The 17,644-nt window shown below is 71.6% G+C and carries 15 protein-coding genes and 2 pseudogenes; 8 read left to right on the top strand and 9 right to left on the bottom strand.

Annotation, left to right across the window (positions count from 1 at the left end):
- Positions 1–15 precede the first annotated feature (15 nt).
- Positions 16–347, bottom strand: a pseudogene (locus tag AB0761_RS00415) (ArsR family transcriptional regulator); the annotation flags it as partial.
- Positions 348–1,115: 768 nt separating this feature from the next.
- Here AB0761_RS00415 and AB0761_RS00410 point away from each other — a divergent pair.
- A complete protein-coding gene (locus tag AB0761_RS00410) occupies positions 1,116–1,523 on the top strand; it encodes a hypothetical protein (RefSeq protein ID WP_377266801.1) in 408 nt (135 codons plus the stop codon).
- Positions 1,524–1,736: 213 nt separating this feature from the next.
- Here the strand turns inward: AB0761_RS00410 and AB0761_RS00405 are convergent, their stop codons facing one another.
- The 4 genes from AB0761_RS00405 to AB0761_RS00390 are packed head-to-tail and all read right to left on the bottom strand — an operon-like array spanning position 1,737 to position 5,698.
- Positions 1,737–3,599 (bottom strand): GMC family oxidoreductase N-terminal domain-containing protein, encoded by a 1,863-nt coding sequence (locus AB0761_RS00405; protein ID WP_377266800.1) that lies wholly within the window; start codon positions 3,597–3,599, stop codon positions 1,737–1,739.
- Positions 3,596–4,426 carry a hypothetical protein gene (locus AB0761_RS00400; RefSeq protein WP_377266799.1) on the bottom strand — a complete coding sequence of 277 codons (831 nt, stop codon included), beginning with the start codon at positions 4,424–4,426 and terminating at the stop codon, positions 3,596–3,598. Before AB0761_RS00400 ends, AB0761_RS00405 begins: the two co-directional genes overlap by 4 nt.
- A 52-nt stretch (positions 4,427–4,478) precedes the next feature.
- On the bottom strand, positions 4,479–5,009 hold the full coding sequence (locus AB0761_RS00395; RefSeq protein WP_377266798.1) for a hypothetical protein: 531 nt from the start codon (positions 5,007–5,009) through the stop codon (positions 4,479–4,481).
- The gene (locus AB0761_RS00390; protein ID WP_377266797.1) at positions 5,006–5,698 is read right to left on the bottom strand and encodes a FadR/GntR family transcriptional regulator; all 693 of its coding nucleotides are present in this window, start codon (positions 5,696–5,698) and stop codon (positions 5,006–5,008) included. The genes AB0761_RS00395 and AB0761_RS00390 overlap by 4 nt, the downstream gene beginning before the upstream one ends.
- A 335-nt stretch (positions 5,699–6,033) precedes the next feature.
- Between AB0761_RS00390 and AB0761_RS00385 the strand changes: the two are divergent.
- A pseudogene (locus AB0761_RS00385) lies at positions 6,034–6,477 on the top strand (LuxR C-terminal-related transcriptional regulator); the annotation flags it as partial.
- A 12-nt stretch (positions 6,478–6,489) separates the two neighbouring features.
- Here the strand turns inward: AB0761_RS00385 and AB0761_RS00380 are convergent.
- Positions 6,490–7,479 carry a zinc-dependent alcohol dehydrogenase family protein gene (locus AB0761_RS00380; RefSeq protein WP_377266796.1) on the bottom strand — a complete coding sequence of 330 codons (990 nt, stop codon included), beginning with the start codon at positions 7,477–7,479 and terminating at the stop codon, positions 6,490–6,492.
- An 85-nt stretch (positions 7,480–7,564) separates the two neighbouring features.
- On the opposite strand from AB0761_RS00380, the gene AB0761_RS00375 reads away from it, so the two are divergent.
- On the top strand, positions 7,565–7,948 hold the full coding sequence (locus AB0761_RS00375; protein ID WP_377266795.1) for a winged helix-turn-helix transcriptional regulator: 384 nt from the start codon (positions 7,565–7,567) through the stop codon (positions 7,946–7,948).
- 281 nt (positions 7,949–8,229) lie between these two features.
- On the opposite strand, the gene AB0761_RS00370 is transcribed toward AB0761_RS00375, so the two are convergent.
- Complete coding sequence (locus tag AB0761_RS00370; RefSeq protein WP_377266794.1) at positions 8,230–8,871, bottom strand: MBL fold metallo-hydrolase; 642 nt, start codon at positions 8,869–8,871, stop codon at positions 8,230–8,232.
- A 116-nt stretch (positions 8,872–8,987) separates the two neighbouring features.
- Here AB0761_RS00370 and AB0761_RS00365 point away from each other — a divergent pair, with 116 nt between their 5' ends.
- Both AB0761_RS00365 and AB0761_RS00360 read left to right on the top strand, forming a co-directional pair.
- Positions 8,988–9,479: a MarR family winged helix-turn-helix transcriptional regulator gene (locus tag AB0761_RS00365; RefSeq protein ID WP_377266793.1), complete on the top strand. Its 492-nt coding sequence runs from the start codon at positions 8,988–8,990 to the stop codon at positions 9,477–9,479.
- A gap of 1,166 nt (positions 9,480–10,645) precedes the next feature.
- Positions 10,646–10,954, top strand: coding sequence for a hypothetical protein (locus AB0761_RS00360; RefSeq protein WP_377266792.1), 309 nt, complete (start codon positions 10,646–10,648; stop codon positions 10,952–10,954).
- Positions 10,955–11,088: 134 nt separating this feature from the next.
- Here AB0761_RS00360 and AB0761_RS00355 read toward each other — a convergent pair whose 3' ends face one another.
- Positions 11,089–12,375, bottom strand: a complete 1,287-nt coding sequence (locus AB0761_RS00355; protein ID WP_377266791.1) for a glycosyltransferase 87 family protein — start codon at positions 12,373–12,375, stop codon at positions 11,089–11,091.
- Positions 12,372–14,006 carry a polyprenol phosphomannose-dependent alpha 1,6 mannosyltransferase MptB gene (gene mptB, locus AB0761_RS00350; RefSeq protein WP_377266790.1) on the bottom strand — a complete coding sequence of 545 codons (1,635 nt, stop codon included), beginning with the start codon at positions 14,004–14,006 and terminating at the stop codon, positions 12,372–12,374. Before mptB ends, AB0761_RS00355 begins: the two co-directional genes overlap by 4 nt.
- 66 nt (positions 14,007–14,072) lie before the next feature.
- On the opposite strand from mptB, the gene AB0761_RS00345 reads away from it, so the two are divergent.
- The 3 genes from AB0761_RS00345 to AB0761_RS00335 all read left to right on the top strand — a co-directional run bounded on the left by AB0761_RS00345 (position 14,073) and on the right by AB0761_RS00335 (position 17,583).
- On the top strand, positions 14,073–14,255 hold the full coding sequence (locus AB0761_RS00345; RefSeq protein ID WP_377266789.1) for a hypothetical protein: 183 nt from the start codon (positions 14,073–14,075) through the stop codon (positions 14,253–14,255).
- A gap of 362 nt (positions 14,256–14,617) precedes the next feature.
- Complete coding sequence (locus AB0761_RS00340; protein WP_377273894.1) at positions 14,618–15,637, top strand: SGNH/GDSL hydrolase family protein; 1,020 nt, start codon at positions 14,618–14,620, stop codon at positions 15,635–15,637.
- Between the two features lie 1,415 nt (positions 15,638–17,052).
- A complete protein-coding gene (locus AB0761_RS00335; protein WP_377266788.1) occupies positions 17,053–17,583 on the top strand; it encodes an O-acetyl-ADP-ribose deacetylase in 531 nt (176 codons plus the stop codon).
- Positions 17,584–17,644 lie beyond the last annotated feature (61 nt).

The following is a 17,644-nucleotide window of genomic DNA, read 5'->3' as shown; positions in this document are numbered from 1 at the left end:
GCAGCTTTTCGGGCTGCGTGCCGGGAGGAGGTCGGCAGGGCGGGACGGGTCCGGGCTCACGGCGGCCAGCGCGCTCGGGGAGTTCACATGGGAGGCGGCGGTGGCGCGGTACACCCGCTCGGTGGCGTTGCCCTTGCGCCGCTCTTCCGCGAGCTCGACCAGCCCATGACGCTCCAGTTCCCTTGGGTGGTAGTTGACCTTCTGCCGGGGCAGCCCCAGGCGGCCGGCCGACCGGCCGGCATGGCGGCCGAGCCGGGCTCGGCCAGGACAGCGAGGATCCCGGTCCGGATCGAGTCCAGGGACGCCTCATCCGCACCGGGTTCTTCGATCACAGCGACGTCCAGCACCGTTCCAGAGTCCTTCCGACAAAAAAATTTGTCAAGCCAGTCGAAGTTGTCGGTGTGCGTGGTCCGGTCCGAGCCCGGAGGCTCACGGAGCCCGAGGCGGCGGCCTCCGGATCGATGCTGCGGTGCGGATGTCCGCATCGACCTGCGGCGACGGCCTCCCCGACGGCGCAGCCGCGCTGAGCTGCCGAGGCGTTCACCGCCGCCGCTCAGACGGGCGTCCTCGACAGAAGCAGCGTCCGGGCTTCGCGGTGCGCTGGAGCGCCGCCACCAGCCGCACGGGCAGCTGCTCCTCGTCGTGGCCCGGTCGGCCCAACCCGCGGACGGCGGGGTGAGGAGTACCGCCCGCGTCGGCGGGATGCCCGCGCGAACGGCGCGACCGTCCTCGTTGCGCATACGGGCGCAGCCGGCACGCATTGCCGCCGGCCCCGCCCAGGGCCGACAACGTGCCACCGTCCTGGCCGCAGACGTGTGCCCCTGACTCCCGCCCGGGTCCGTCACCGTCCGACGGCACGGCGAGGCAGGCTCACTCGGATCATCGGACGTCCGAGGGGGCCACGGGCGCGGTCCGACATGACGTCTCCTCGGGCCACCTGACGTTGACTTGGCGCTTCCCTGTCGTTTCAGGGAGAAAAGCGAACACCGCAGCAGCCTGTGTGAGACTCGTTCCAGGTCCGCTAACTGGCAGGCAGGCAGGGCGAATTCGGCATTGCGGATTTGCTTCTCCTGCGCGCCGGCGTGTCCTTGTCATCAATCCATGAGGGAGCACAGGTGAATTCCAGGATCGGGCGCCGCATTGCCATGCTGGCGAGTACTGCGGCGCTGGTTCTCGGCGGAGTGGGGTTGTCGGCCGGCAGTGCATCGGCCGCTGACTCCTTGGTATGGCTGACGACGGACCATGGCGTCGGGCTCTACATCCAGCCGAACGTGACAGGCGGGAAGGACCTGCGTGGGCCGGACCTCTTCAAGGCGAACTACGACGCGGTCCTTGTCCACTGCTGGACCGTCGGTCAGTACCTCGACAACGGTGACGTCTGGTACAAGGTCACCCATGAGTGGTACGGATCCGGGGGGATCGACGGCACCAGCGGTGATGACGAATGGTATGTGGACTATGTCTACGGTGCCTACGTAGACGGGAATGCCGCATTCCACAGCGGCACCATCCCCCGTTGTTGACGGCGCTGACGCTCGCCTCTCTCAGCCGGTGACGACGCAAGCCCCCGGTCCGCGAGCGCGGGCCGGGGGCTTCGTGGTGGCCGGGGGTGCAGCAATCCCGGTTACTTGATGACCACGATTCACGCCCCTTCGGGAAACGCCCTCGCCGGCCCTTTGCCGGCCGGGGCGCGCAAATCAATTCCGCCACGTCCGGCGGGCTGGGCTGCCGGGTGTTCAGACGCCGTCCCTGCGGAGCACTTCCTCGGCCACGGACAGCGCTGCCGCCATGATCGTGATCTGCGGGTTCACCCCGGGACAGCTGGGAAGCAGGGAGCCGTCGGCAACGGTCACGCCCCGCACGCCCCGCAGGGAGCCGTACGGGTCGACCGGGAAGGCCGCCGGGTCGGCCCCCATCGCCGCCGTGCCGGTCGGATGGAAGGCGGACAGATGGAGCCGGCGCACCGGGGCCTCCGCGAGGACGTCGGCGAGTTGCGGCATCGTGCGGACCCGGGGTGCCGTCGGTATCCCGGTCAGCACCTCCACGGCGCCCGCGGCGAAGAGCACCTCGGCCATCGCGTGCAGGGCGCGGAGCAGCCGGCGGCCGTCGTCCGGGGTGAGGTTGTAGTAGGGCAGCGGGTGACTGCGGCCCAGGACGCGTCCGGGTGACTGGTCGGCGATCATGGCGCCGAGGGTTGCAAGGTGCTCTGCGCCCTCCAGTTCGGCGCGCAGCTCGCGTCCGACGCCCGGCAGCACGAACGAGCCCATGCCCGGCGGCGGTGCGGTGGCCTCCAGGAGGATGCCGTCCGCGTGCAGTTCCTCGATGCCTACGCTCTGCAGCACGGCGGGGGAGCCGGAGACGGGGTGGGGGAAGCGTCCGGCGACGCTGACTGCCGGGTGGACGGCCAGATTGCGGCCGAGCCGGGGGTGCCGACCCAGGCCGGAACGGCGCAGTAGCGCGGGGGTGTGCAGGGCGCCGGCGGCGACCACGACGAGCGGGGCGAGGATCTCGAACACCGTGCCGTCGGGCCGCTGGACGGCGACCCCGCAGGCACGGGGTTCACCTGGGCGGTCCGTCTCGACGAGGATGCGCTGCACGCGGGCGCGGGTGACGATGCGGGCTCCGGCGGAGCAGGCGTCCGGCAGTACCGACAGCTGGACGCTCTGCTTGGCGCCGCTGGGGCAGCCGACGACGCACTGGCAGGATCCGCGGCAGCCCGGGGCGTTGCGTCGCAGCGGGGTCGCGTGCCAGCCCAGCCGGTCCGCGCCCTGCAGTGCCAGCCGGCCGTTGCCGCCGAGGACGTCCGTGGACTGGGGGGCCACCTGCAGGGTGCGCTCCACTTCGTCCAGGCGGGCGTCGAAGAGCGCCGGTTCGGCGAGGGCCACGCCGAAGGAGTCGCACCAGCGGGCCAGGACCCGGGCGGGTGTGCGGTAGCAGGTGCCGGAGTTGACGACGGTGGTGCCGCCGACCGCTCGGCCCACGGGCAGCAGGATCGGCGGGTTGCCCAGCGCGACGGTCGCGCCGCCGCCGCGGTACAGCTCCGTGAACCGCTCCAGCGGTGGCCGCCGGGCGAACTCCGCCGTCGTCCAGTGCCGCCCCTCCTCCAGGACCAGCACCCTCATCCCGGCGCGGGCCAGGGTGCGGGCCGCCATCGCTCCGCCCGCTCCAGAGCCGACGACCACGGCGTCAGCGGTCGACCGGTCGGGCCACCGCTCGGAGGGCACGCAGAGGAGCGGAGGGTCCTCCCGTGGTGCGGGGTGCCGGGGCTGCGGGCTGTGCAGCATCCGCTCCGTGGCTGCCGCCAGCAGGACGGGGACCTTGACCGCGTCCAGGAACGGCAGCAGCGCGGCGCGGCCGCCCATGGCGGAGAGCACGTCCTCACGCGCTGCAGGGGTGAGGGCGTGGAGTCGGCGCCCGGTGCGGGTGCAGGCGTAGGCGTCGACGGCCGCTGCCGCGAGGCGCATCCCGGTACGTGCCGATCCGGGCATCGCGGCCAGCATGTCGCCGAGCCGGCGCGGGACGGCCGCCGGCCACGCGGACCGGCCGTCGTCAGCGAGCAGAGCGGCAACCAGACCGTCCAGGGCGGTGCGGGTGGTCATCGCTCGCCCACCTCCGCGTGCGCGGTGCCCTTCAGGGTCCACTCCTGTTCCGTCCGCCACCGGCCCCACCAGCGTTGGAAGACGATGCGGGCATCGGCCGTCTCGCTGTTGCGGCACACAGCCTTGCTGCCGTCGGGGTCGGTGTACTCCAGGGCGAGGGTCCGCTGCGCCGCCTGGACGACGTCCACGCGGATCCGGTGCAGCCCCGCTCGTCCGCGCACGGTCCACTCGGGCAGGCCGATCCTCGCACGGAAGCGCCCGGCACCCAGCCGGCCGACCGCGGGGCGCAGGGCCCCGCGCGGCCAGGTGCGTCCGCGCCGCCGCAGGCGCAGGAAGACCAGCGGGGGCAGCCTGCGCAGTCCGGGGCGGGTGGAGACGGCGGCGACGATCTCCAGGAGGTCCCCGCCGCCGAGATCGGCGTGGAGCCACGCCCAGCGCCGGGCGTTGCCGTGCCCGTAGATCCTGGCGGTCGCGCCGGGTGCGTCCTCGAGACGGAGTTCTCCACCGCTGTACTGCACTGAGCCGGTCAGCAGGCAGCGGGGGGCTGGGACGATCTGGGCGGCCGGCAGCACCGGGTGGTTCCAGGCCCAGCGGGGAAAGGTGTAGAGCGTTTCGTCGCCGGAGTGCTCGGTGAGGTCCCAGCGAAGAGGCCCCGCGGTTCCGGAGAGCCGGCCGGGGACGGCCAGGACGTCCTGGGCGGCGAACCCGGCCGGGTGCGGCTGCCAGGGGACGGGTCCGAACCGGGCGTGCTCCACCGGCCCGTCGGCGGGAAACACCGCCGCCCAGCCGTGGGCGTGGGCGGGCGATCCATCAGTGGGGGCGGTCAACTCGTGGTGCAGCCACAGCCCGGTGCCGGTGGCAGGGTCGGTCGCGGTGGTGTCAGACCTCGGTCCGACCCGGGGTGCCGTCCCAGCGCGGTGCCATGAGGCGGCCGATGTCCTCCTGCCGGGGGAAACGGAAGCTGGCCAGGAAGGGCAGCAGCTGTGTCGCGACGGGGAATCGCACGGTGCCCCGGCCCGACTCCTCCGCCTGCATCCCCTTCGCCTGCATCTCCTCCGCCGTCACTGAGAACGGCAGCACGGTCATGGAGCGCAGGGGGCGCAGCGCGGACACCGACTTCCATCCGTCGAGGGTGCAGCGCTGACCGCCGGCGTCGAAGTGGATCCGATAGCGGATCCTGCGCCGCGCCACGGGGGAGATCTCCAGCTCACCGGTGGCCTGCGGATCGTCGGCCCAACCCCCGATCAGGACCCGCCCGGTGAGGACCGCGTGGGTCGTCCCCCAGAGCCGCAGCACCTCGGGGGCCCGTACGGCCAACTGCAACCGCACCGGTCGGTCCTCGTCCTCTCCCGGTAGCCGGACCGTTCCCGTCATGGTCTCGGAGAAGGTCGTCCCGCGTCGGCCCGTCATGCGGCACCGAGCCTCTCCAGCATGATCTGCTCGGTGGCCGCCAGGTACTCACCGGCTGCCGCGCGCGCCGCGTGCCGGTCCCCTGCCGCCACTGCCGCGACGATCGGCTCCAACCGGGCGCGGGCGGCGGCCGGGTCCGCGAAAGGCGCCACCAGGTGGGAGCGTACGGGCAGATAGGCGTTGAAGAGCGTGTTGGTGAGCAGGACGTACACGCGGTTGCCGGTCGCCCGGGACAGGGCCCGGTGCACCTCCATGTCCGCGAGCTGCACCGCCTCTCCGCCCTCCGCGGCGGTGACCGCCTCCAGCAGTCCGCGCAGCTCCGAGCGCTGGGCGTCGGTGGCCCGTGCTGCGGCCTGTTCGGCGATCAGCACGCCCACGCCGCGGCGCACTTCGAAGATCTCCCGCAGCCATCCGGGACTGTGCCGCACCAGCAGGGGCAGCAGGTCGACCCCGCCCAGGCGCACAAAATCCCGCACCCTGGTCCCGATGCCGTGCCGCGTCTCCAGCAGTCCGGACTGCGTCAGGCGCGCAAACGCATGCTTGAGAGTCGTCCGGGTCACCCCGTATCCCTCGGCCAGCTCCCGCTCCGGGGGTAGATAGCTGCCGACCGGATGGCCACCCGTCACGATCTCCTCGCAGAGTTGCGCTTCCAGGGTGTCGACGACCGTCTCGCGAGGCAGCGTCCTCACGGAACCTCCAACCAGGGTGAGTGGATGAGCCACTGATCCACCATAGGCAGAAGTTACCGACCCGTACAACCCCTTCGCGCGCTGCCATCCCACGGCTGCGAGCACGGCCGCCGCTGTTCGGCAGCGCGTGCCGTCACGGCGGACGTCCCGGACAGGCAGCGGCAGCCGGGTGAGCGTGACAGGGCGGCGGAGACCCATGGGTGGCTGCGCCCCCGACCAGTGGAGGCATCTCAAGCCGGGGGCGTGATCACCGTGCACGAAGCCCGACCTGCAGCCGGCAGGGCCACGATCACCGAGATGAGGCCACCGCTCCGCCTGCAGACGCTGTGGCAGCATCGAAGGTGCTGGTCGTCACCACCTTCAACGTCGACGCCTACGTCCACGACGCGTTCCGGGCCGGAGCGAGCGGCTTCCTCCTGAAGGACTCGCTCCCGGCGGAGCTGGTGGGCGGGATCCGGACGGTCGCCCGGGGCGAGGCACTGCTGGCACCGGCCGTCACCCGCGACCTCATCGGCCACTTCGCCGAACGTTTGCGCCCGGCGGACACCTCCCGGCCGGCCAGGGAGGACGTTGTGAGCGCGCTGACCGTCCGCGAGCTGGAGGCGCTCCAACTGATCGCCGAGGGGCTGTCGAACGCGGAGGTCGCCGCGGCGATGGTCATCACGTCCGAGACGGTGAAGGCCTATGTGTCGTGGATCCCGACCAAACTCGACCTGCGTGACCGCGTCCAGGCCGTTGTTCTCGCCTATCGGCTCGGTCTGGTGTCCGCGACGTCCTGAGCCGTCGCGGGCTCAGGAGGCCGTCACGACGATCTTCTTCCCGCCGTTCAGCCCCTTCTCGAGGTGGCGGTGTGCCTCGACGACGTCGTCGAGTGCGAACACCGTGTCGTCGACGGCGGGCCGCAGTGCACCGAGGCGCACGCCCGCGTTGAGGAAGGCCGCCATGCGCTTGACCACGACGGTGTCGAGGGTGTGCTCGAAGCTCCGGTAGCCGAAGATCGTGAGCGGTGGGCCGGCCGGGAAGGGCGTGGGCCGGGGGTCCAGGAATCCTGCGGCGACGAGTGTTCCGCCGGGGCGGGCCGCCTTCAGGAGATCCTGCTGGCCGGGGCCCATGACGAGGTCGAGGACGATGTCCGCGCCGGTTCCGCCGGTGTGGTGGCCGACGGCTTCGGCGATGTCCGCGTGGTCGGTGGCGATGACCGCGGCGGCGCCGGCGGCGAGCAGCTCATCCTTCCTCGCGGCGTGCCGGGTGACGGCGATGGGCACCGCACCGATCTGATGGGCGATCTGCATCGCCGCCCGGCCGACGCCGCCGGACGCGGCAGTGATCAGGACGTGGTCGCCGGGCCGCATCCTCGCCTTCTCGACGAGCGCGCCGTAGGCGGTGGAGTAGGCGACCCAGATCGCCGCCGCCTCCGTGATTCCGAGCCCGGCCGGCCGGGCGAGGACCCGGCTCGCGGGGACCGTGGTGTATTCGGCGTAGCTGCCCCGGGCGCTCGCGTCCGGAACGGCCGTGAGGATGACCGGATCGCCGATCTTCAGCCCGGTGGTCCCGGGGCCCAGCGCGTCCACGACGCCGGTTCCTTCGACACCGAGGCGAGCGTGCGGCAGCGGGACGGGTGCGGGCGAGGTACCGGAACGCATCATCCGGTCGAGCGGGTTGACGGCGAACGCCTCCATCCTCACCCGGACCTCGCCGACTGCAGGTTCGACGACGGGCTCCTCGACGAGGTGCATGACCTCCGGCCCGCCGAACTCGTCGAACACAACGACTCGTGGCATGGTGACTCCTCCGCGTTAGGTGCTGGCTGGTTGCCCGAGGAAGACGTTACGGAGCCGTGCGTTACCTCCTGGTACCTTCGATTTCATGCAGAACGTGGACGGAGCAGCCTCCCTGGCCGACTGCCCCACGCGTCTGGCGGTCGAGATCATCTCCGACAAGTGGGCCGTGCTCGCGCTCTTCGGGCTCAGCCAGACGCCTCGCAGGCACGGTGAGCTCGTCGACCTCATCGGCGGCGTCTCGCGCAAGGTCCTCACCCAGACGCTGCGCCGGCTTCAGCAGTACGGCCTGGTCGACCGCCACGCCGCAGCGGCGCGACGGGTCGAGTACAGCCTCACCGACCTCGGCCGGACCCTCATCGAGCCCATCGAGGTCCTGACGAACTGGGCGAGGGAGTACGGCGGGGACATCGCCGACTTCCAGGAGGCGGCGGAAGTCGCTGCTTCTGCCGGGGCTCGCCCGGCAGGTTGATCTCGGCGATGGGCGGCGGCCCGCCGGTGGGGTGACGTCGACGCCGGTCGGCCTTCGCAGCCGCAGCACACCTCTTCCGCATCGGTCGATGCAGAAGCGCTACGGCCTGCTTCTGCACCTTTGCGGCGGCGGGGTCTTGTCGGGTGGCGAGCGGGCGCGGGCGCCCCTTCGGCGGGCGCCCCTTTGGCGGGCGACCGGGATGAGGTGGGGATCGCCGGGCAGTGTCGGCGTCTCACAGCCCGGGAGGGCGCCCACGAGGGGGCTGGCGTCGCACGGATGGCTCACACGGTGATCGTGTCTCCGGCCGGAACGATGGTCAGGGGGACCTCGGTCAGCGCTTCGGGACTGAGGAATCGCGCCATTGACTGTTGTCCGGTTTGGCTGAGCATGATCTCGTGGATCTGGATCAGACGGTTGGGTGCAACTTCGTGCACGTAGTCCGCCGCCTCGCCAAGCTTGGTCCACGGCCCACTTGTGGGCAGGAGCAGCGTGTCGACGGGAGTGGGCGGGACGTGGTAGGCGTCGCCGGGGTGGTAGAGCCGGTCCTCGACGAGGTAGCCGACGTTCGCGACGCGCGGGATGTCACGGTGGATCGCGGCATGCAGGTCGCCGAATACCGCGATATCGAAGCCCGCGGCGGTGACACGGTCACCAGCTGCCACTGCGGTGACCTGGCCGCGCCGGGCCGACCAGCGTTCGACCACGCCTGCCGGGCCGTAGACCCGCAGGTCGGGGCGGGCGTCAAGGGCCTGGGCGATCAGGTCCTCGTCGAAATGGTCGAAGTGCTCGTGGGTGATCAGGACGGCCTCGGCGGCGGCCACGGCTTCCTTCGCGTCCGGGGTGAACGTCCCCGGGTCGATGACGATCCGCCGTCCGTCCTCGACCAGCGACACACAGGCGTGGGCGTGCTTGATCAGCTGCACTGTCGGCTCCTCACCAGAAGATCTACAGGCGGTACTGTACAGATATCCCTGCATATATCTAGCCTGGCCATGTGAACAGCACGTCTTCGAACGAACCGGCGCCTTCCCCGGACGAGTTGGCCGCGCACCTGAGGGCGGCAGTCAGCGCTCTGGTCCGCAGCACGCGCACCGTCGACCAGCTCGCCCCCACCCCGGCGGCCGTGCTCGACCTGCTCGACGTGCGCGGACCGATGACCACGGCCGACCTGGCGGCGAGCCGCGGAGTGCGCCACCAGACGATGGCCGCGACCGTCAAAGAGCTGACCGATGCCGGCTGTCTGACCGTCGGCCCCGACCCGGACGACGGCCGCAAGAAGATCCTCACGCTGACGACGTCCGGGAAGAGCGCGATTGACGCGGACCGCCGCCGGCGCGTCGGCGTTCTCGCCGAGGCCTTGGACAAGTCCCTGAACGAGGACGACCGGCACATCCTGGCCCACGCCCTCAACCTCATCGACCGGATCACCGGGACGGTCACGGACGGACGTGTCATGAATGAGGGTCATGGAGGTCGCGCAGATAGGCGGCATGAGGTGGGCCGACGGCAAGGCGGGCACAGGTTTCGGTGATCATGAAGCTACGACGCTCTGTGTCCACTGGGGAGACCTGTGTCCGTTCGGGCAGCAAGCGCTGCCCATGGGTCCCGGAGTCCGGTCCCCTCCGCTGGGGTGCCGCCGGCCCCGAGGGTCGTGATTTCGCCTTGCGGGGCGCGACGGTGTAGCTGAACGAGATCTGGAAGTCGATAACCGCGACGATCCGCCAGACGCCCGTTGGCCTCCACATCGGCGCGAGCCCGGTGAGGTCACCGGCCAGCAGGGTGAAAAGCCCCCTCACGGGCACCGCGACCGCATACGCAGACAGGTGTCGCCGCCACTGCCGCCGCTCGTGGGCGGCCTGCTCCCGGCCGTACGTGGGGGGAGGGCCGGCGTCGGCCCTCCCGCAAACCGGTGGGCGAACCGCTGGTCGGCCCAGCGGACCGTCCGACGGCCGAAGGCCGCGGACACTCCGACGCGGAGGGCGGCGAGCCCGCGCGCCATGGTCGCCTGGCCGCCCCGGTGCAGGTCGACGACACGGCCCTCGCCGTCAACGACACAGGGTCCATGGGGCGCCGTTCTCCGCCGGGTCAGGCTGTTCGGGACGGAGCATCCCGGGCGCAGCGCCGCAGTCCCGTCCCGCCGATCCCGCCGTCGGCGGCCATCCAGGGCATGGAATCGGTTTCCGGTGAGGCCGGGGCGGTGAACGGCTCGGGCACGGCACGGCACGGCACGGCACGGACGAAGACGACCGGCAGGACCGGTCAGGACCGGTCAGGACCGGCCAGGACCTGATCGGCGAGCTGGCTGGGCCGGCGGGGGTACGGGTTCGGGCTGATCAGGAGGCGGATCTCCGGTATGGGCGGGGTGTTGGAGCGGCTGTTTCCGTGAGGAGCCGCCCTTCGGCGGCTCGTGTGCCGAAATGGCGGTGAGCGCGGCGTGGGTGGCGGTGGGGGATGTGCCGGTTCGAGGTGTCGTGGGGTCGGTCCTGGTGGTGGTTGAGGCGGCTGTCGTTCTTTGTGTGGGTGGGTGGTGGTGTGGACATCTTCTGGTGGTGGGCGGTGAGGTTGTGGGTTGTGGTGTCTGTGCGGCGTGCTTGATGGGGGGTGGGGTTGGTGGTTCGGCTTCCGGAGGGTTCGTGGTGGGATTGGGATGTTGTCGGTTGGGATGCTGGCCGGCTGCGGTTGGGCGCTGGTTACGATTTGTCGTATCACCATGGCCTGGAACTGGTCTTCAGCGATCCGGTGTTCGTGATGTGCCCGGCGGTTTTCCACGAGCCGATTTTCCGTGAGCCGACACCGGATGAGGTCCGGTTGGTGGCGGGGCAGGTCGGTGAGGTGCCGGCGGTGGTTGTCGCGTTCGAGGCGGATGCGGGTGGTCCTGAACCGGCTTCGGGGCTGATCGCTGCGGGCCGGCTTGAGGTCGTTCGGGGAATCGTGTTCCGGTACTGGCGTGAGAACCTGGCGGCCGGGGAGCGTCTGGCTCCCTGGGTGCGGCCGCCGCGGTCGTGATCGCCGTGTGATCGGCCTCTGGTGCTGTTGCCGACTGAGGGTCGGCTTCGGGGTGGTGTTGGTGGGTTGTCCTCTGCCGTCGGGGTGGGGCGCGTTGAGGTCCTTGCCGGCTTCGGCCGGGGCGGTGTGGGCTGTCAGTCCGTCGGTCCGTCGGATGCCGTGATTCTCCTGTGGTGTTGTCGGGTTGTTCGGCGTGGCTTTGGTGGTGGGCAGTTTGGTGTGGGAGTAGGTGGCGAGGAGTCGCGTGGGGTTCTTTGTTCGGGGTGGTGGCGGGTGGTGGCGGGTTCGGGTTGTTGTCGTACCTGTGGTCTGGGTGGTCTGGGTGGTCTGGGTGGTCGGGCGCCGGCCGGGGCTGGGGTTGGTGGGTGCCGGGGGGTTGGTGGGTGGTGGGGGAGGGTGAGGAGGAGCCACAGGGTCAGCCAGACGTAGGTGTTGGCGCCGATGAGTGCGGTGGGTCCGGAGGGGTGGTCGCGCCATAGCCAGACCACGCTGGAGCACAGGATGGTGTAGGTCGTGGCTGCGCGTCGGCGGTGGTGGCGGAGCAGGACGGCGAGTGCGGGGAGCAGCCAGATGAGGTGGTGGACCCAGGTGACGGGGCTGATGAGGCAGGCTGCCGTGCCGGTGAGGGCGGTGGTGGTGAGGGCGTCGTTGTGGGTGCGGTGGATGCGTCGGGCCCATAGGCAGAGGATCGCCAGGACCCCGGCGGCCCAGAGGGGCGGGCCGCCGGGGTCGCCGAGGCGGCTGAGGACGCCGCGTAGTGACTGGTTGGAGATGTAGGAGAGGGAGCCGACGCGGTTGGTGTCCCACAGGGCGTGGGTCCAGTAGGTGTGGGAGGGGCCGGGTGCGGCGAGCCAGCCGGCGGCGGTGGCTGCGGCTCCGACGCCGGTGGCGGTGGCGGCGGCCCGCCACCGGCGGGTGAGGAGCAGGGAGGCGATGAACAGGGCGGGGGTGAGTTTGACGGCGGCGGCCAGGCCGGTGCCGACGCCGGTCAGGCGGTGGGGGCGGAGGTCGGTCAGGACCAGGGCCAGGAGCAGCAGGTTGACCTGGCCGAGGCTGAGGGTGTCGCGGACGGGTTCGAGCATCACGAACAGGCAGGCCACTGCGGCGGGTGGCCATCGGCGGGGTGCCAACTGCCGGAGGGTGTAGGCGGAGGCGGCGATGTTGGCTGCGAGTACGGCTGCCACCGCGGCAGCGCGTGGGATCAGGGTGAGGGGTGCCATGCACAGTGCGGCGAAGGGTGGGTAGGTGAAGCCGTAGGGGGTGCCGGGCAGGTGGTAGTCGTAGATCCGGCCGCCGCGGTGTAGCCAGCTGTCGACGGTGCCGTAGTAGACGTACAGGTCGAACCAGCCCCGGTAGTAGGGCACCGTGGCCATGAACACCGCAGTGAATGCGAGGAGCGCGAGGAGCGCGGGGCGTCTCACGTCGGCGTGCGCACTGCGCGCAGGCACAGCAGTGTCAGTGCCGCGAGTGCGCCGCCGCCGACGGCCAGGGCCACCTGGTTGCCGTGGGGGGCGAAGCCGCTGGGCAGGACGGCCAGGGCCATCAGGGCGCTGAGGGTGGCGGTGTGGCGGCGGATGCGGCTGGTGTGGGGTGCGGCTGCGGCGATGAGGAAGCAGCCCCAGAGGATGTACCAGGGTCGGATGGCGGGGCCGAGGAGGGCGAGTGCGGTGAGGGTGAGCCCGAGTGCGTATATCGGTCCCAGGCGTGTCCTGCGCCGCCACAGGATCAGTGCGGTGGCGGCGGTGGCGGTCAGGCCGGCCGCCCGCCAGAGGGGGACGTCGCCGAACGCGTGGCCCAGGGCGGCGGTGAGGGACCAGCTGAGGGGTGTCACGGGTGTGCTCAGGGCGCTGAGCCAGCCGTAGCCGGTTCCGGTTGCTGCCGTGACGGCGGCGGTGACCGTCGCGGCGAGTCCTGCGACGGCGGCCCAGGCCCGTGCGGCGGCGTGGCGGTCGCCGCCGAGCTGGGTCTGCCACAGCAGGGCGACGGCGACCAGTGCCGGTGCGGCGGGCGCCTTGACCAGCGCGGCGAGGGTCACGAGCACGGTTGCCCGTACGGGTGCTCCGGCGAGGGCGGCCAGTAGGCCGGCGCCGAGCAGGCCGAGCATCACCGCGTCGTTGTGGGCGCCCGCCACCAGGTGCAGCAGTACCAGCGGGTTGAGGCCGCCGAGCCACAGGGCGGCGGCGGGGTCGGCGCCGCAGCGCCGGGCGAGCCGGGGCAGGAGGGCGGCCATCAGGGCGACCCCGCCGAGCGCCGCCAGCCGCATGCCCGCCACCCCGGCGGGTTCCAGGGCCGCTGCCAGGGCCAGGAACACCGGACCGTAGGGGGCCGGGGTGTCGCGCCATATCGGCGGCACCTGGGCGGCCAGCGGGCCTCCGAGCTGATCGGGGCCGTAGGCGTAGATGTCGATGTGGGCGCGGACCATGGCGCCCTGGGCCAGGTAGCTGTAGACGTCCCGGCTGAACAGCGGCGGTGCCAGCAGCAGCGGTGCGGCCCACAGGGCCAGGACCAGGACCAGGTCGCGGCAGCGGGTCGGGGTCGGTGAGGACCGGATGATGCGGCCGAGCCACCACCAGGCGGCTATCAGCAGGACGAGTCCGAAGTAGGCGGCGAACACGCCCAGTGAGGGGTGGGTGAGGATGTCCTGCACCGGGAGCGCCCCGGCGCCGCCGAGGCCGCCGAGGGCCAGCGCGGTTGCTCCGGCGAATCCGAGCCACCGGCAGGCTGCACCTTCCGTCACTCGGGCAGCGTGCCGGTGCCGGGTGACCCGTGGGCGTCGTCCGGTTGAACGGCCGTGCGCGCAACGGGGGACACCCTGGCATTCACGGCTTGAGGTGGCGCTGCTTCTCCGGCTCGTGGTGGCCCACCTTGGCGGTGGGGCTGGGACGCTCGGTGCAGGTCGCCGTGAGGGGGCGATGCCGGGTGGTGTCCTCGAAGGACCACCCCCACCCCCAGTGCGGCGGCGGGTGCTGGTGCTCACCCTCGTGCGCCGCTCCCCGGGGGGTGTCTGGGTGCCGGCGGCGGTGTCCGCCGGGGTGGGGAGACGAACGCTCATGAGGCGTTCCCCCGACCGAAAGATCGACGTGGCCGCAATCACGTGCGTCTGGCCGACAACATCGGTATGCGTGTCGCCATCGTCACCGAATCCTCCCCGCCCGACGCCGACGCCGACGCCGCCCTCTGCCTTTGGCGGGCCGCCGGCGACCCGCTGCTGGCCCCCTGCCTTTGGCGGGCCGCCGGGGACCCGCTGCTGTTTGGCCACGGCCGGCGGCAGGGCGCGGCCAGGGCGGCGGTGGCCGCGTGACCGGCGGTACGGGCGCGGCCCGGCGGTCCGACGAGCCCCGTGCCGGCCTCGCCGCGCCGGTCCGTGATCGGCTGCGCATCGCGCGCCATCTGAGTGCGGGAAGTCTGACGGCGGGTCATCGCCGTGTGCCGATCAGCCCTACCGGGCTGGAGGTCTGCGAGGAGGGCTCCGGGCAGGGCGGGGTGCCGGCCCTCCTCGCCGCCCATGACGCCACTGCCGCGGGCCCCGCGGGTGCCGCAGCTCCCGCAGGCCCCGCAGCTCCCGCAGGCCCCGCAGCTCCCGCAGGTCCCACGGGTGCCGGTTGTGGGGGGCTCGGTGGGGGGCGGCCGTTGCGGTTCGCGGCTCTTGGCGACTCGCTCACCGTGGGGCTTGGTGATCCCGTCCCCGGCGGCGATGGTGGCGGGTGGCGCGGTTGGGCGGCTCTGCTGGCGCCTGCCCTCAGGCCGGAGCCGGGGGGTGTGGTTCTGCTCAACTGTGCCGGCAGTGGTGCGCTGACGTTGGATGTGGCGGGGGAGCAGCTCGCCGAGGCGCTGGGTCACCGCCCGCATCTGGCTTCGGTTGTGGTCGGCGCCAATGACACGTTGCGTGGCGGTTTCGACATCGAGGCGATCTGCCTGCGCCTGGATACCGTTTTCGGGGCACTGCATGCCCAGGGTGCGGTACTCATGACGGCTTGTCTGCCGGATCCCGGTCGGATGCTTGGGCTGCCGTGGCCGTTGGCCCGGCCGCTGGGCCGCCGGATGCGGTCCCTCAACCACATCGTTCACCATCTCTCGCGGCACTACGGAGCTGTGCACCTGCACATCGGCGACCATTCCTGGGTTCTGGACCGGGCGGCGTGGAGCGCGGACCGGCTGCACCCGAGCGAGTGGGGTCACCGTCTGCTGGCCAGGGAGTTCCACACGCTGCTTGCGGCGGCCGGGCTGGCGGCCGGCGCGCCGCCGTCCATCACCCCCCAAGGCCCCGGGCCGGGTCGGGCGGCGAGCGTGCACTGGATGGCGACCCGTGGCACCCGGTGGGTCCTGGACCGCTGCACCGACCTGCTCCCGGACCTGCTGGGGTTGGCTGCCGTGGAATGCCGCCATCAGGTCCGGGGGACCACCGCGGCGCTGGAGCTGGCCGCACACCGGGCGACGGTCGGGGCCATCGCTGCACTCAACCTGCCGGACCTACCGGCCGCGGGCCGCCGGACCGCTGTGGCGGCCCTGGCCCATCCGGATGGGCATTTCACCGCGCCGGCGGCGCACCTGCGCTGTGACGGTGCCGCCGGCGACGCTGCATGCGCCAGACCCAGCACCGACATGCCCAAGGGGACCCTGAACAATTCGGGACGCTGGCCTCATCGGGGTTCAAGCCACTCGATGCGGGAACGTCGTCACTGAAGAATGGGGCTGACCAGGACAGATGGCTGTGGCATCGTCACCCACGTGACTCGTGACCCAGGCGGCGGATGGTCCTTCGCGACCGCGCGGGAGGCAGCCAGCTTCGGTGCTGGCCTGGTAACGGGCATGCCCCGCGTCGAACACGCCATGGGAGAGGGCGGGACGCTCTGCGGCCTACCGGAGAACCAGATGACCCGCTATCGGCATCTCTTCGAGCCAGCACGGCGCAAGGCGTGTCCGGATTGCCGCCAGCGGGCCAAAGCGGCTCCGACAAGGCCGTGCGCTCAAGAGCGACTTCATGACTGGCTCCAGGCCGCCGACCCAGGACAGGCCCGCGACGACCTCCTCGCCGCCCTCCGGAAAGGGGCCAAAGTGCGTCTATGGATCCGCGGTCCCGCCGCAAGCCTGGCCAGACACTACGCCCGCCTCGACTCACTGACTGATGGCGCAGAGCCCGCCATCGAGGCTTTCAACATTGCCAGGACCATTGGTCTGGCCCGTGTCGAAGACGGCGGCTGGCGCTTCCTCGCGGTTCTGCCAGAGGACGACAGCCGGCCGCTCGTCGCACGTGGGCCCCGCGCTCTCGGCTGACGTCACCCTGGTGTCGCGCGATAGCCTTCCCCTGGGGACACGTGACCGCCAGGGTGGGGAAATAGCTGACGCGAAAGCGGTCGCCGCTGGGGAAATCGCTCACCGTCGACAACCGGGCGCGGGCAGTTGACTGCGGCGGCCCTTGCGCCCTGGTCTGCGTCGAGCTGTTGGGCGGGTTCGGCCGACTCTGCGCTCGCCTTGCCGGCATCGACGGCGAAAATCCCACGGTTTTCCGGGGTCCCCAGGGATGCTTTCGGATTGTTCTTGCTGCCGGGCTGACGGGGAAGGGATCCGGAGGTTGAACGCGCGGCGTCGATCCTCGCCGTGCCGTTGTCGAGGAGGGCCCGGACCCGGGTGCAGGAGTGCCTGGAGCTGCTCGGTGCGGAGGCCTTTCGCGGTGACTTTGCCGTCTTTGGTGTGGTCTTCATCGAGCTGCTCGAAGGGTGCATCGGCGACGGCGGTGTCTGGCTGGTGGTGGTGCGGCTGCTGGTCCCCGTCGCCGGGCCGGGCCGGGCCGCGCTGTGCTGGGCTGCTGTCAGGTGTGCCCGGTGTGCTGCCCCGATTCCGGCTGCCGGTCACGGGAGTTGTGCTCGGCGTGGTGCCGAGGCCGCGCGCGGGTCCTGTGCGGCAAGGGCCTTGTGTCCGGCGCCGGATCTGCTGTTCCCTCGCCCGTCGTGCACGGTCGGCCGCCCGGGTGGGGGAGGGGCTCCGGTCGTCTTGGGGTGCGTGGACACCCCCGAGGGCGCGCGTCTGCTTGTCCTTCTCGCCGATCTGCGTGCATGCGTTGCTGTGGTGTCGTTGGGTGCTGGTGGCATCATCGGGCCATGGCTGTGATCGAGGTCGTTCAGGGTGACATCACGCTCCAGCACACGGACGCCATCGTGACTGCGGCGAACGAGTCGCTGATGGGCGGCGGCGGCGTGGACGGCGCGATTCACCGGGCGGCGGGTCGGCGTCTGGCGGACGCGGGTGCTGCGATCGGTCCCTGCGAGCCGGGCGACGCGATGGCGACGCCGGCTTTCGATCTCGAGCCGCCGGTGAGGCATGTGATCCATACCGTCGGCCCGGTCTGGGAAGGCGGCGACTACGGTGAGGCCGAGGTGCTTGCCGCCTGCTACCGGCGTTGCCTTGAGGTCGCGGACGAACTGGGTGCCAAGAGCGTCGCGTTTCCGGCGATTGCCACGGGCGTCTACGGGTTCCCGGCCGAGGAGGCCGCGCAGATCGCCGTTGCCACGCTCAGATCCTCGCCGACCGGCGTCGAGCAGATCCGGCTCGTGGCCTTTGACCAGCAAGCCCGTGACCTGCTGGTCGCTGCGCTCGCCCAGGACCGACGTGGCGTTCCGCGCGACTGGTGAAGGGCGGGTTCGGGGGTGGGTAGGGTGGATGCGCGAGGGCGAAGGACTGCTGCGGCGGAAG

The organism is Peterkaempfera podocarpi (genome assembly GCF_042466665.1).
In the GTDB taxonomy this organism is placed as follows: domain Bacteria; phylum Actinomycetota; class Actinomycetes; order Streptomycetales; family Streptomycetaceae; genus Peterkaempfera; species Peterkaempfera podocarpi.
Note: the sequence above shows the minus strand (reverse complement) of the source record. Positions and strands in the feature narration are given on the sequence as shown.

What these genes read in the sequence shown, in the direction of transcription:
- AB0761_RS00405 (WP_377266800.1), bottom strand. Translation starts at nt 3,599, where the DNA reads ATGACCACCCGCACCGCCCTGGACGGTCTGGTTGCCGCTCTGCTCGCT.
- AB0761_RS00395 (WP_377266798.1), bottom strand. Translation starts at nt 5,009, where the DNA reads ATGACGGGCCGACGCGGGACGACCTTCTCCGAGACCATGACGGGAACG.
- AB0761_RS00380 (WP_377266796.1), bottom strand. Translation starts at nt 7,479, where the DNA reads ATGCCACGAGTCGTTGTGTTCGACGAGTTCGGCGGGCCGGAGGTCATG.
- AB0761_RS00375 (WP_377266795.1), top strand. Translation starts at nt 7,565, where the DNA reads ATGCAGAACGTGGACGGAGCAGCCTCCCTGGCCGACTGCCCCACGCGT.
- mptB (WP_377266790.1), bottom strand. Translation starts at nt 14,006, where the DNA reads ATGAGCGTTCGTCTCCCCACCCCGGCGGACACCGCCGCCGGCACCCAG.
- AB0761_RS00345 (WP_377266789.1), top strand. Translation starts at nt 14,073, where the DNA reads ATGCGTGTCGCCATCGTCACCGAATCCTCCCCGCCCGACGCCGACGCC.
- AB0761_RS00335 (WP_377266788.1), top strand. Translation starts at nt 17,053, where the DNA reads ATGGCTGTGATCGAGGTCGTTCAGGGTGACATCACGCTCCAGCACACG.